The sequence below is a fragment of the Bradyrhizobium sp. MI1.10 genome, assembly GCF_055811035.1.
The window spans coordinates 105,403-117,919 of sequence record NZ_JBVVPN010000004.1 but is presented as its reverse complement, the minus strand read 5'-3'; the positions used below and the strand labels follow the sequence as shown (position 1 = coordinate 117,919).

Here is a 12,517-nt window from a genome sequence, read left to right as displayed (position 1 = left end):
TTGCTATATCTCGCCCCAAGGTGAGGACGAGCCATGACGCCCTACGACTTCAAAGATCCTGATGTGCGCCGCCGGCGGTTCCGCCCGATCCCGGTGCGCATGCTGGTGCCCAACGTCATCACGCTGCTGGCGATCTGCGCCGGCCTGACCTCGATCCGGCTCTCGATCGAGGGGCGGATGTCGCTCGCGGTCTACGCCATCGTGTTTGCGGCGGCACTCGACGGCATCGACGGCCGCATCGCGCGCATGATCAAGGGGCAGTCCAAGTTCGGCGCCGAGCTCGACAGCCTCGCCGACTTCGTCAATTTCGGCGTGGCGCCCGGCCTGATGCTGTATTTCTGGCAGCTGCACGAACTCGGCAATGCCGGCTGGATCGCCGCCATGGTGTTCGCGATCTCCGGTGGCCTCCGCCTAGCGCGCTTCAATGCCACCATGGACGATCCCAACAAGCCGGCCTTCGCCGCCAATTTCTTCACCGGCGTGCCGGCGCCGGCGGGCGCGATCACGGTGCTGCTGCCGATCTATGTCGCGTTCCTCGATCTCGGCCGGCTGCCTGCGGCGGTGACGGCTGCCTATACGCTGCTGATCGCCTTCCTGATGGTGTCGCGCCTGCCGGTGTTCTCCGGCAAGACCAAGCGCATGCGCGTGCCGCCCGAACTGGTGCTGCCCGCGTTCGTCGCGGTGATCGTCTTCATCGCGATCCTGATCGCCTATCCCTGGCACGTGCTGTCGATCGGCACGGTGCTGTATCTGCTCGCTTTGCCGCTCGGCTACAAATCCTATCGCGACCAGGCGCGCGCGATGGAAGCCACGGCGCCGGCGGGAGGCGAGGTCTCGTCGCCGCCGTCGGCACCGACGCTGGCAAACCTGTCGGAGCCGCCGCGCGACGACGACCGGCCTGACCGGCTGCACTGAGCCACTTAAGCAGCAAGACTTGGATATCTGCCATGAGGTGCCCTGAGTTGGGTTGAGGCCCGATCTCGGCTATATCGCCTGGTGACGGCGGCACCGCGCCAACAGCGGCCGCCAATCTGGGAGAGAACGCCGTGACGAATATCGCGACCGGGCCGCTGCCCGCTTCCGTCCTCGAAGCGCTGGGCCGCTATGACACGCCGACGATCTGCAATGCCATGGAGATCGTGGCGCCCGAGCGCCGGCTGATCGGCTACACCACCAAGCCGCTGGTCTGCCCATTTCCCGATCTGCCGCCGATCGTCGGCTATGCCCGCACGGTCGCGATCCGCTCGGTGCTGAAAAACTCGCTACCGGCGGAAGAGCAGTCCAAGCGCCGCATCGACTATTACGAATATGTCGGTACCGGCCACGGTCCGCGCATCTCGGTGATCCAGGATATCGACGGTCCCGACGTCGGCTACGGCGCGTTCTGGGGCGAGGTGCAGAGCAACGTGCACAAGGCGCTCGGCTGCCTCGGCGTCATCACCGACGGTTCGATCCGCGACATCCCGCAATGGGCGCCGGGCTTCCAGGCACTGGCCGGCTCGATCGGCCCGTCGCATGCATGGGTGCATGCCGAGAGCTTTGGCGGCGAGGTGCGCGTTGCCGGCATGACCGTGAAGTCGGACGATCTGATCCACGCCGATCTGCACGGCGCCATCGTGATCCCGCACGACATCGCAGCAAAGTTGCCCGAGGCAGCCGAGCTCTGCGGCCGCCGCGAGACGCCGATCCTCGAGATCGCCCGCAGCCCCGACTTCTCGTTGGAGAAGTTGAAAGCTGCGCTGAAGCGTTCGGCGGAGATTCACTAACGGCGGGACCGGAACGATCTACGGTTGCGACGCCGCTCGCAGGCTGCCCTGTTCCGTCAGGAACAAGGCGGCCTGATCCGGCTCGCCGAGCATCGCGGCAGCGCAGCCGAGGACTTCGCGCGTCCCGCCTTGGGTGACGGTGCGGGGCCGCCGTATGGTTAGCAAAATGTTGAAATCCGTGTCGGCAGTCGGCAAAAGCCGGCGCCTTTCAGCGCGCTGCGGCCGCCAGGCGCGCCGGCTCAACTTAACCTTTACGCGTCTTTAATCGCGGCTCACTAGGGTTTCCGATGCGGTTCGGGGTTGGGCCGCGCCATCGGCCAGGACGGCCGTTGTTGCGTTCGCGTTGGAGTCTCCCATGGATATCATGACGAGCATCGGGCTCGTGGCGGGCATTGTCGTCATCGCGACGATGATGCTGCTGGGCGGCGATCTCCACATGTTCATTTCCGAGCATGCGATGATCATCATCTTCGGCGGCTCGACGGCTGCGACCATGATCCGCTTTCCGCTCTCGACGCTGATCCACGGCCTGCCGCTCGGCGCCAAGTTTGCCTTCACGATGAGCCGTCTGTCAGCGCATGATCTGGTCGACGAACTCGCCCGCATCGCCGAGATCGCCCGCAAGCAGGGGCCGGTGGGTTTGGAAAAGGTCGAGACCGACGAGCCGTTCCTCGCCAAGGGCATCCGCTACGTCGCCGACGGCTACGACCTCGATTTCATTCGCGACAATCTCGAGCGCGACCGCGACAATTTCCTGATGCATCTGGACGAAGGCAGCAAGATCTACCGCGCCATCGGCGACTGCGCGCCTGCCTTCGGCATGGTCGGCACGCTGATCGGCATGGTGCAGATGTTCGCCAACATGACCGACCCGTCAAAGCTCGGCCCGTTCATGGCGACCGCGCTGCTCGCCACTCTCTACGGCGCGCTGGTCGCCAACCTATTCTGTATCCCGATCGCCGACAAGCTGCATGGCAAGCTCCTGGACGAAGAGACCAACCGCACGCTGATCATCGACGGCATCCTGATGATCCGCGACTCCAAGAGCCCGACGCTGGTCCGCGAAATGCTGCTGGCCTATCTGCCCGAGAAGCACCGCCACGCCGAAGGCGAGCCGGTGCCGGCCTGAGGCCGCGCGTCGGGATTTGAGACATGGCCAAGAAGAAGCGCGGCGATTCACACGGAGGCGGTCACGGCTGGTTCGTGACCTTCGCCGATCTGATGGGCCTGATGATGAGCTTCTTCGTGATGCTCGTCGCGTTCTCGACCCAGGATGCCAACAAGCTGAAGGTCGTCGCAGGCTCCATGCGCGACGCCTTCGGTGTCCAGACCGAAGCGCGCTATTCCGGCATCGTCGAGTCCGACGGGCTGCCGACCCGCCCTCGGCTGAAGAACGTCGATCACATTCAGCCCGAGGACTCCTCCAACACGCCGACGCCGGACCAGGAGGATCGTGACCGCACCTCGGGCGCGAAGATCAAGGTCGACCGGAATTTTGCACTGGCGGCGGCCTCGCTGCGCCAGGCGTTGCAGGACATGCCGGAACTGACCGAGATGTCCAAGCACATCATGTTCGAGGAGACCAAGCAGGGCCTCAACCTCGAGATCGTGGACCAGGACGGCCGCTCGATGTTCGCCGACGGCTCCAAGGTGCCCTATGACCGCACCCGTCGCCTGATCGAGAAGCTTGCTGTTCCGCTCAAGGCGACGCCGCTGCGCGTCTCCATCGCCGGCCATACCGCGGCTGGATTCGTGCCGACCCGCAGCGACTACGGCGCCTTCGACCTGTCGGCCGATCGCGCCAATGCCGTGCGTCAGATTCTCGAACGCGAGGGCTTGCCGGCCGCCCATGTCTTCGCCGTCGCCGGCAAGGCGGACACCCAGCCGCTGTTTCCGGACGATCCCTCGCTCGCGGCCAACCGGCGGGTGACCATCACCCTGATGCGCGAAGATCCGCCGCTGCCGCCGAATCTGAAGCCGTAGGGCGCATTCGAGCGAAGCGGGCCCTGTTTCGCGCGAAGAAAGCGCGACAAAACAAGGATGTAGAGCCAATTCCCGTTCAATCGGGAACGGGAAGGCTCTGGGCTCTTGCGCCACCATCTTACCTGAGGCATGTCGTCGCGTGGGCGACGACCGTTGCTGCGCCGTCACAGCATCCGTCCCGGCGCCTGCTATGGTGATGTGCTGATTGACAGGGGCGCCGGAACCGTCAAAAGGCGCCGGATCAATTCTCGGGCAGAAGCGTTCCAGTTTCATATGACGGCGAGCATCACATCGACCGAAGCTCCGGACGGGCCGGTCACCTCTGGTTTCTGGGGCCTGACGCTCGGGAGTATCGGCGTTGTCTTCGGCGACATCGGCACGTCGCCGCTCTATGCATTCCACGAGGCCGTCAGGGGTGCCGCCCATGGCCAGCCGGTCTCGCGGGTCATGGTGCTCGGCGTGCTCTCGCTGATCCTCTGGGCGCTGCTGATCGTCGTCACCGCCAAATACGTGCTGCTGCTGCTGCGCGCCGACAACAACGGGGAGGGCGGCACGCTTTCCCTCATGGCGCTCGGCCAGCGCGCGCTCGGGCGGCGGAGCTGGTTCCTGATGGCGCTCGGCGTGGTCGGCGCCTCCATGTTCATCGGCGATTCCATGATCACGCCGGCGATCTCGGTGTTGTCGGCGGTCGAGGGTCTGAAGCTCGCCACGCCCGCCTTCGAGCACTATGTGGTTCCCCTGACCGTCCTCATCCTGGCGCTGCTGTTCGCGGTCCAAAGCAAGGGGACGGCGCTGGTGGCCTCGGCCTTCGGGCCGGTGATGGTCGTCTGGTTCACCGTTCTTGCCGTGTTGGGCGTCGTTCACATCGCCGACGATCCGTCGGTGCTGGCAGCGATCAATCCCTATTACGCGCTGCAATTCCTGCTGTCGCACGGCACGATCGGCCTGGTGACATTGGGCGCGGTGTTCCTCGCGGTGACCGGCGGTGAGGCGCTCTACGCAGATCTGGGCCATTTCGGCCGCAAGCCGATCCAGTCAGCCTGGATGTTCTTCGTGCTGCCCTCGCTCCTGATCAACTATTTCGGGCAGGGCGCGCTGGTGCTGTCCGATCCCAGCGCGATCGAGCACTCTTTCTATCGCATGGTCCCCGAGCACTTCGTGCTGCCGCTGGTCGGGCTTGCGACCGCGGCGACGGTGATCGCGAGCCAAGCGGTGATCACAGGGGCCTATTCGCTGGTCTATCAGGCGGTGCAGCTCGGCCTCCTGCCGCGCTTCGAGGTGCGCTTCACCTCGGAAACCCACGCCGGCCAGATCTATCTGCCGCGTGTCAACCGGCTGCTCCTGATCGGTGTGATGCTGCTGGTGCTGTTGTTCCACACCCCCAGCAATCTGGCTTCGGCCTACGGTATTGCGGTCTCCACCACCATGGTTGCCGACGGCATCATGGGCTTCATCGTGATCTGGAAATTGTGGAACTGGCGCGCCGCGACGGCCGCAGCGGTGATCCTGCCCTTCGTCGTGGTCGACATAAGTTTCTTCAGCGCGAATCTTCTGAAGCTGCTTGAAGGCGCCTGGGTGCCGCTGCTGTTCGGCGCGATCATGGCCGGGACAATCTGGACCTGGCGGCGAGGGTCCGCGATCCTGATCCAGAAAACGCGCCGCATCGAGGTGCCGCTGGACGATTTGATCCGGAGCCTGGAGAAGCGGCCGCCGCACATCGTCAAGGGCACCGCGGTGTTCCTGACCAGCGATCCCTCCTTCGTGCCGACCGCGCTGTTGCACAATCTCAAGCACAACAAGGTGCTGCACGAGCATAACGTGGTCCTGACCATCGAGACCGCGCATACGCCGCGGGTCGATCTGTCGGAGCGTTTCCGGATGGAGAAGATCAGCGACAAGTTCTTCAAGGTCCGCCTGCGCTTCGGCTACATGGAGCAGCCGAACGTGCCCAAGGCGCTCGCGATCGCGCGCAAGCAGGGCTGGCAGTTCGACATCATGTCGACCTCGTTCTTCGTGTCGCGGCGCTCGCTGAAGGCGTCGGCGCAGTCCGGCATGCCGCTTTGGCAGGACCATTTGTTCATCGCGCTGAGCCGGTCCGCCAACGACGCCACCGACTATTTCCAGATTCCCACGGGCCGGGTGGTTGAAGTCGGAACCCAGGTCACCATCTAAGCGGCGATTGGCAGAGACATGTCAAATTGCATACCTAAGCCCCAAAATCGGCCTAGGCTATGCCGGTAGCGCAGGCCTATAAGCCCCGCGCTCCCCGCCGTTGTGCAGTGAAGCATTTTTTAGAGGCCATCAGGCTCTCCCATGACAAGTGATGTAGCGATTTCCGCCCCGGAAACGGCGGCGGCCAATGGGCATGGCGACGCCCACACCACCGCCGGTTTCGGTGCGCTGACACTCGGCAGCATCGGCGTCGTCTATGGCGATATCGGCACCAGCCCGCTCTACGCGTTCCGCGAGGCGGTGATGGCGGCGTCCGGCGCGGAGGGGGTGCCGACGCCGGCGGCCGTGCTCGGCGTGCTCTCCCTGATCCTGTGGGCGCTCATCATCGTGGTGACGCTCAAATACGTCGTGATCCTGCTCCGTGCCGACAACAACGGCGAGGGCGGCACGTTGGCGCTGATGGCGCTGGCCCAGCGCGCAGTCGGCACCCGCGGAACAACCATCGTCCTGCTCGGCATCATTTCCGGCGCCCTGTTCTATGGCGACGCCGTGATCACGCCGGCGCTCTCGGTGCTGTCGGCGATCGAAGGCATGAAGGACATCACCCTGCTCGAGCCCTACATCGTACCGCTGACCGTGATCATCCTGGTCGGTCTGTTTGCTGTGCAATCCCGCGGCACCGCTCGCGTCGCCGCCTTCTTCGGCCCCATCATGTGCGTCTGGTTCGCTGTGATCGCGATCGCGGCGATCCACCCGATCATCCAGCAGCCGCAGGTGCTGTTGGCGCTGAACCCGCTCTACGCGGTGTCGTTCATGCTCCACCACGGCATCATCGGATTCGTGACGCTGGGAGCGGTGTTCCTGGCAGTCACGGGCGCGGAGGCGCTCTATGCCGACCTCGGCCATTTCGGCAAGCGGCCGATCCAGACCGCCTGGCTGTTCATCGTGCTGCCGTCGCTGGCGCTGAACTATCTGGGGCAGGGTGCGCTCGTGCTCGGCGATCCCGGGGCGATCGTCAGCCCGTTCTTCCAGCTCTTTCCGCAAGGTTTTTTCCGCGGCTGCATGGTCGTGCTGGCGACCGCCGCAACTGTCATCGCGAGCCAGGCGGTCATCACCGGTGCCTATTCGCTGACGCGTCAGGCGATCCAGCTCGGTCTGTTGCCGCGCTTTGAAATTCGCCATACGTCTGAAGCCCATTCCGGCCAGATCTTCATCCCGCGCATCAACCAGCTCCTGCTGGTCGCGGTGGTCCTGCTGGTGCTCTTGTTCCGCTCCTCCAGCGCGCTGGCCTCGGCCTACGGCATCTCCGTCACCGGGACCATGGTGGTCACGGCGATGATGGGCTTCGTGGTGATCTGGAAGGTATGGCGGTGGTCGCCGTTCACGGCTGCCGCCCTGATCGCGCCGTTCCTGTTTCTCGACCTCACCTTCCTGGCCGCCAATCTGCTCAAGGTGTTCGAGGGCGGCTGGGTGCCGCTGGCGCTCGGCGCGCTCATGATCATCCTGATGTACACGTGGCGGCGCGGCAGCCGGCTGCTGTTCGAGAAGTCGCGCAAGCTCGAATTCCCGCTCGCCGACCTCGTGGCGATGCTGGAGAAGCGGCCGCCGCAGCGCGTGCCCGGCACCGCCGTGTTCCTGACCAGCGATCCCCTCAGCGCGCCCACGGCGCTGATGCATAGTCTGAAGCACTACAAGGTGCTGCACGAGAAGAACGTCATTCTCACCATCGAGACCGCGCAGACCCCGCGCATCGATCCGGCCGAGCGGGTGAAGCTGGAGCAGATCTCGCCGACCTTCTCCAAGGTGACGCTGAAGTTCGGCTTCATGGAATCGCCCAATGTGCCGAAGGCGCTGGCGATCGCCCGCAAGCTCGGCTGGCAGTTCGACATCATGTCGACCTCTTTCTTCCTGTCGCGGCGGGCGCTCAAGCCGGCCGCCCATTCCGGCATGCCGCGCTGGCAGGACCGGCTGTTCATCTCGCTCAGCCGTTCCGCCAACGACGCCACCGACTATTTCCAGATCCCCTCCGGCCGCGTTGTCGAGGTCGGCACCCAGGTCACCATCTGAAGCGACGATCTGATCCTCCATTTGAAGGTCGCACTTCAAGTCGCTGCGATTTAGCTTTAACTTGCGCAAGGCAGCTCAAGCCTTTGTAGCGCTTGATTTTCACCGGCCGAGAGGCGAGGTTGCCGGCCGCCGGGATCGCCCCGGCAGCGGCCCGCGACGTTGGAGGATGATGTGGCAAATCAAGTACAGGATCTGACCCCGGACGAGGTCTCCAAGGGTGTCGCGGAGGGCCGCTATCTCCTCGTCGACGTGCGCGAGCCGAACGAGGTCGAGGCCGAAGCCTATCCTTTCGGCGTGGTCGTGCCGCTCTCGACCTTCGATCCCAAGGCGATCCCCGATCCCGAGGGTAAGGAGGTCGTGTTCGCCTGCCGTTCGGGCAAGCGTTCGGTGACGGCCTCGCTGGCGGCGCAGGCGGCAGGGCTGCCGTACGACAAGCATCTGGCCGGCGGCATGCTCGGCTGGAAGGCGGCGGGTCTTCCCAGCAAGGTCGGCGGCTGACCCCGCCGATGTCCAAGAGCTCGTCCCTCAACAAGGTCTTCGCGGACCTTCCGGTCACCATCTTCGAGGCGATGTCGCAGGCCGCGCGCGACAACGCCGCGATCAATCTCGGCCAGGGCTTCCCTGATGATCCCGGCCCCGAGGACATCCGCCGCGCCGCGGCCGAGGCTTCGCTGAACGGCTACAACCAGTACCCGTCGATGATGGGCCTGCCGGAGCTGCGCCAGGCGATCGCGACCCATTACGGCCACTGGCACGGCCTCGAGCTCGATCCGATGAGCGAGGTGATGGTGACCTCCGGCGGCACCGAGGCCCTGACTTCGGCCATCCTCGCCGTCGTCCAGCCCGGTGACGAGGTGGTGTGCTTCCAGCCGGTGTACGATTCCTACCTGCCGATCATCCGCCAGGCCGGCGGCATTCCGCGCCTGGTCCGGCTCGAGCCGCCGCATTGGCGGCTGAATGAGGACATGCTGAAAAGCGTCTTCAATTCAAAGACCAAGGCGGTGCTCTTCAACAACCCCCTGAATCCGTCCGCAGTGGTGTTTCCGCGCGAGGACCTCGAACTGCTGGCGCGCTACTGCCAGGAGTTCGACGTCATCGCGATCTGCGACGAGGTCTGGGAGCACGTCACTTTCGACGAGCACAAGCACATCCCGCTGATCACCATCCCCGGCATGCGCGACCGCACCATCAAGGTCGGCTCTGCCGGCAAGATCTTCTCGCTGACGGGCTGGAAGATCGGCTTCGTCTGCGCCGCGCCGCCGCTGCTGCGCGTTGCCGCCAAGGTGCACCAGTTCCTGACCTTCACCACCGCGCCGAACCTCCAGGCCGCCGTCGCTTACGGGCTCGGCAAGCCGGACGAGTATTTCCTGTCGATGCGCAAGGACCTGGCGCGGAGCAGGGACCGCCTCGCCAAGGGACTGGAGAGCCTCGGCTTCCCGGTGCTGAAGTCGCAGGGCACCTACTTCCTCACCGTCGACCTGTCCCCGCTCGGGCTGAACGAGAGCGACACCGAGTTCTGCTGGCGGATCGTGAAGGACTACAAGGTCGCGGCAATTCCGGTGTCGGCCTTCTACGAGCAGGACCCTGTGACCTCGGTGGTGCGCTTCTGCTTTGCCAAGAAGGACGAGACGCTCGACACCGCGCTGGAGCGGCTGTCGGACGCGGTGCGCGGGCGCAAGAGGTAGGAGAGATGACGAACGTCAGCCGCTTTGGTTTTGGCCTCGCGATCGCCGCCGCGCTGACGTTGCTCTCCGCCCCCGCACGGGCCGAGGAGCGGGTCGTCAACTTCTACAATTGGTCGAACTACGTGGCGCCCGACATTCTCGAGGCCTTCACCAAGGAGACCGGCATCAAGGTGGTCTACGACACTTTTGATGCCAACGAGACCCTGGAGACGCGCCTGATGGCCGGCAAATCCGGCTATGACGTCGTGGTGCCCACCGCCTATTTCCTCCAGCGCCAGATCAAGGCCAACATCTTCCAGAAGCTCGACAAGTCGAAGCTGCCGAACTTGGCCAATGCCTGGCCGGTGGTGACCGAACGTCTCGCGATCTACGACCCCGGCAATGTCTACGCCGCCAATTACATGTGGGGCACGACGGGCATCGGCTACAACGTCGCAAAACTGAAGCAGATTCTCGGAGCGGATGCGAAGATCGACAGCTGGGACATCGTGTTCAAGCCGGAGAACCTCGCAAAATTCAAAGACTGCGGCGTCCACATGCTCGATTCCGCCGACGACATTTTTCCGGCGGCGCTGAGCTGGCTCGGGCTCGATCCGAACTCGACCAAGCAGGCCGACCTCGAGAAGGCCGCCGATGTCGTCGCCAAGGTGCGGCCCTCCGTGCGCAAATTCCACTCGTCCGAATATCTCAGCGCGCTCGCCACCGGCGAGATCTGCTTGGTGGTCGGCTGGTCCGGCGACATCATGCAGGCCCGCGCCCGCGCTGCCGAAGCCAAAAGCGGCATCGAGATCGGCTACGCCATCCCGAAGGAGGGCGCGCAGATGTTCTTCGACAATCTCGCAATCCCCGCGGACGCCAGGAACGTTAGGGAGGCCTACGAGCTGATCAACTATCTCTACCGTCCGGACGTGGCCGCCAAGAATACGGACTTCCTGTCCTACGCCAACGGCAACCTCGCCAGCCAGAAGCTGGTCGACCCGAAGATCCTGAACGACAGGAACATCTATCCGGACGAGGCGACGCTCGCAAAGCTGTTCGTGATCACGGCGCGTGATCCGGCGACCCAGCGGGTTATCAATCGGCTCTGGACCAGGGTGAAGACGGGAAGGTGAGACGCCGCGGTCGTGCTGGGATTAACCCGGCAAGTCATTTTCTGCAAAACAACCCCATCACAGTAGAATCGCGACTGGCGCGCCGCTGGCAGTGCCCAAGCCGTAGTGCGGCTTGGCTTAATCGACGCGCCGGCGCAATGACCCGAAGCAGCGCGCGTGCGGGCGCGAAATGAAGCGCGATGGAGGCCGAACGCGCGTGACGTCACAGGCTCCGCTCATTTGCCTCGTTGGCAAAACAGCGGCAAATTGCATCGTGGCCATCGGGCTTAGATAAGTGACGCGTTGGACGCGTAGCCGTCAGGTCGATCAATCGTTCGCAGCAACTTCTTGAATTCCTTGCCACTGGAACACAAGCACGGATCATAAACCTTCGTGTTCGCGGCAAGCTCGACCGCACTGCTGTCTCGGCGAAGCCCAGGGGTCATGCGCCGCTGTTTGCGCATACGCAAACCCCCGTCCAACGAAGGAGAAGTTTGTGCAAAGGAGCTTGCGTGCTCCGACGTCAATACCGAATTACCGTCTCATGGCCCCCACCGGCTCGTTGAAAAAGCTCAACCTAGGCTAGACGGCGCCTGGCCGAGGTGAAACAGTACGAGCTTTCAATCGTGGGATGAATTTAACGTCGGGAGTTTGGGGGCTGCTTTGTTTAAGTGTGCATTTGTGCTGTCATCCGTTTTCTTGTCCGTGTTGTGTGGGGCTTGTACCCGAGCCGAGCTCGTGAACAAGGCCGATGCTTACGACGCGGCCATCTGGGACTCCAACAATAGGCAAATCCTGTTGAATGCCGTTCGTGCGAGCCAGCGCGCGCCTATGTCGTTCGTGGGGCTCGGCGATGTCTCCGCCAGTCCGGTGTTCTCAGGCAGCACCAACGGTACTTTCAATTTAAGCCCGAGTGCCCTCACAGGCTACTCTTTGAATCCTACCGTGTCCTATGGAGGAGGGTTCACGTCGTTCCAGATGAACAATCTGAACCATGTGCAGTTTGCGAGCACGATGCATCAGCCATTGAGCCGCAAGATCGTTGATTACTTCAATTCAGAGAAGTGGCCCGAAGAAGTCGTTCAGCGCATCCTTTTTCAGCGGGTTGAATTGACACCTGCAGAATATACCAAGGCTCGCAGCATGAAGGACCTCAAATGCCGCGAGTCCGATCCGCGCACCATGGAAATATGCCGTCAAATTGCGGAAGATGAATATCTACAGGACCATTCCGAATTCAATTGTCCGCCGCCCCGCCTCTCGAAGGGACGCTACGAATTTGTCAACTCGGCACGTGAATTCTGCTCGATGAACCAGTTTCAGATTTTGCTGAGAACATACCGACTGTTGGGTTATGAATTCAAATCCACCTACATGCGGTCGGCAGAAGGCATTCTATATTTCTTGGGCGAACTCATCGCTGCGCAGAACTACTCGGCACAAGGTTATGAGCCGAAGGTCCTTCTCGGAGGCCCGGACGGACACCATCATCTGGTGAACTTGTTTGTCGTCAGGCGCGGCAACCCCGGACCACCGGTCGCGGCCGTACAAGTCAATTTCAACGGTGAAGACTTTTTCATACCGCGACCGCAGCTCGGCGCTCTTGATGAAGACCGATCGCTTCAGGTGCTTGATCCCGCCGCGACGGCGATCGTCTTGGCCACCCTCAAGGAAGACTTGCCGAAATCGAGCAATATCAACTTGGTCTCGGCACGGTAATCCAGCGCGCACTACGGTTCATTCGCTCTGATTG

At 63.3% G+C, this 12,517-nt stretch carries 10 protein-coding genes; all 10 read left to right on the top strand.

What is annotated here, in order from left to right; all coding sequences use genetic code 11:
* Positions 1–33: 33 nt before the first annotated feature.
* The 10 genes from AC0L3K_RS06490 to AC0L3K_RS06445 all read left to right on the top strand — a co-directional run bounded on the left by AC0L3K_RS06490 (position 34) and on the right by AC0L3K_RS06445 (position 12,483).
* Positions 34–915 carry a CDP-alcohol phosphatidyltransferase family protein gene (locus AC0L3K_RS06490; RefSeq protein ID WP_007592503.1) on the top strand — a complete coding sequence of 294 codons (882 nt, stop codon included), beginning with the start codon at positions 34–36 and terminating at the stop codon, positions 913–915.
* Between the two features lie 131 nt (positions 916–1,046).
* On the top strand, positions 1,047–1,766 hold the full coding sequence (locus tag AC0L3K_RS06485; RefSeq protein WP_007592501.1) for an RraA family protein: 720 nt from the start codon (positions 1,047–1,049) through the stop codon (positions 1,764–1,766).
* Between the two features lie 355 nt (positions 1,767–2,121).
* The gene (locus AC0L3K_RS06480) at positions 2,122–2,895 is read left to right on the top strand and encodes a motility protein A (protein WP_007592499.1); all 774 of its coding nucleotides are present in this window, start codon (positions 2,122–2,124) and stop codon (positions 2,893–2,895) included.
* Positions 2,896–2,918: 23 nt separating this feature from the next.
* Positions 2,919–3,749, top strand: a complete 831-nt coding sequence (locus tag AC0L3K_RS06475; RefSeq protein ID WP_007592497.1) for an OmpA/MotB family protein — start codon at positions 2,919–2,921, stop codon at positions 3,747–3,749.
* A gap of 273 nt (positions 3,750–4,022) precedes the next feature.
* Positions 4,023–5,921, top strand: coding sequence for a potassium transporter Kup (locus tag AC0L3K_RS06470; protein ID WP_007592495.1), 1,899 nt, complete (start codon positions 4,023–4,025; stop codon positions 5,919–5,921).
* Positions 5,922–6,062: 141 nt separating this feature from the next.
* A complete protein-coding gene (locus AC0L3K_RS06465; protein WP_473365618.1) occupies positions 6,063–7,988 on the top strand; it encodes a potassium transporter Kup in 1,926 nt (641 codons plus the stop codon).
* Positions 7,989–8,159: 171 nt separating this feature from the next.
* Entirely contained in the window at positions 8,160–8,486 is a 327-nt protein-coding gene (locus AC0L3K_RS06460) for a rhodanese-like domain-containing protein (RefSeq protein WP_007592491.1), read from the top strand.
* Positions 8,487–8,494: 8 nt separating this feature from the next.
* Positions 8,495–9,673 carry an aminotransferase gene (locus AC0L3K_RS06455; protein ID WP_007592485.1) on the top strand — a complete coding sequence of 393 codons (1,179 nt, stop codon included), beginning with the start codon at positions 8,495–8,497 and terminating at the stop codon, positions 9,671–9,673.
* Positions 9,674–9,678: 5 nt separating this feature from the next.
* Positions 9,679–10,785: a polyamine ABC transporter substrate-binding protein gene (locus AC0L3K_RS06450; RefSeq protein ID WP_007592484.1), complete on the top strand. Its 1,107-nt coding sequence runs from the start codon at positions 9,679–9,681 to the stop codon at positions 10,783–10,785.
* A 717-nt stretch (positions 10,786–11,502) separates the two neighbouring features.
* Positions 11,503–12,483 carry a hypothetical protein gene (locus AC0L3K_RS06445; RefSeq protein ID WP_473365617.1) on the top strand — a complete coding sequence of 327 codons (981 nt, stop codon included), beginning with the start codon at positions 11,503–11,505 and terminating at the stop codon, positions 12,481–12,483.
* Positions 12,484–12,517: the final 34 nt, after the last annotated feature.

Excerpts from the sequence above, each read along its gene's own strand:
- AC0L3K_RS06490 (WP_007592503.1), top strand. The coding sequence starts at position 34 with ATGACGCCCTACGACTTCAAAGATCCTGATGTGCGCCGCCGGCGGTTC.
- AC0L3K_RS06480 (WP_007592499.1), top strand. The coding sequence starts at position 2,122 with ATGGATATCATGACGAGCATCGGGCTCGTGGCGGGCATTGTCGTCATC.
- AC0L3K_RS06475 (WP_007592497.1), top strand. The coding sequence starts at position 2,919 with ATGGCCAAGAAGAAGCGCGGCGATTCACACGGAGGCGGTCACGGCTGG.
- AC0L3K_RS06470 (WP_007592495.1), top strand. The coding sequence starts at position 4,023 with ATGACGGCGAGCATCACATCGACCGAAGCTCCGGACGGGCCGGTCACC.
- AC0L3K_RS06465 (WP_473365618.1), top strand. The coding sequence starts at position 6,063 with ATGACAAGTGATGTAGCGATTTCCGCCCCGGAAACGGCGGCGGCCAAT.
- AC0L3K_RS06455 (WP_007592485.1), top strand. The coding sequence starts at position 8,495 with ATGTCCAAGAGCTCGTCCCTCAACAAGGTCTTCGCGGACCTTCCGGTC.
- AC0L3K_RS06450 (WP_007592484.1), top strand. The coding sequence starts at position 9,679 with ATGACGAACGTCAGCCGCTTTGGTTTTGGCCTCGCGATCGCCGCCGCG.